The 542-nt window shown below is 59.4% G+C and carries 1 protein-coding gene; it reads left to right on the top strand.

Annotated elements, in window-relative coordinates; genetic code table 11:
- Positions 1-187 precede the first annotated feature (187 nt).
- Positions 188-542 (top strand): ABC transporter permease subunit (locus EN925_RS38900; protein ID WP_164894841.1); only part of this gene is annotated, 355 nt, incomplete at its 3' end.

Here is a 542-nt window from a genome sequence, read left to right as displayed (position 1 = left end):
CCAATTGGATCCTGCAGGAGAGTTCGCTAGGCCTCGCCCAGGGCAAGCTTGCCCGCTCCTGGGAAGCTCGCGGCATCGATCTGTCGATCCTTCCGGCAGGTTTCTCCTTCTGATCGAAACAGCCTGATCGCCGCCGGGTGCGGCGGTCAGGCCACCACTGGACGTGCATCGAACCAGTGAGGACAACATGCTATTCGACTACACAGTCATAACCAACAATATCGGGCTGCTCTGGCAGGGCCTCCTGATGACGATCTATTTCACCGTCATCACGATCGGTGCGGGCCTGCTGATCGGCCTGTTCATCGGGCTGATCCAGTTGAGCACGTTTAAGCCGCTGGTCATCCTCGGCCAGATCTATGTCGAGTTCTTCCGCAACATTCCGCTGCTCGTCACGCTTTTGTGGGTCTATTACGCCTTTCCGATCTTCGCCGGCATCAACGTCACCAGATTCTGGGCCGGCTTCATCGGGCTCAGCTGCTACGTCGGTTCCTTCTACGCCGAGATCCTGCGCGCCGGCGTCCAGTCGGTCGATCCCGGCC

It is taken from the genome of Mesorhizobium sp. M7A.F.Ca.US.006.04.2.1, assembly GCF_004022915.1.
In the GTDB taxonomy this organism is placed as follows: Bacteria; Pseudomonadota; Alphaproteobacteria; order Rhizobiales; family Rhizobiaceae; genus Mesorhizobium; species Mesorhizobium ciceri.
The sequence above is the reverse complement of the archived record's forward strand: the minus strand, read 5'-3'. Positions and strand labels throughout refer to the sequence as shown.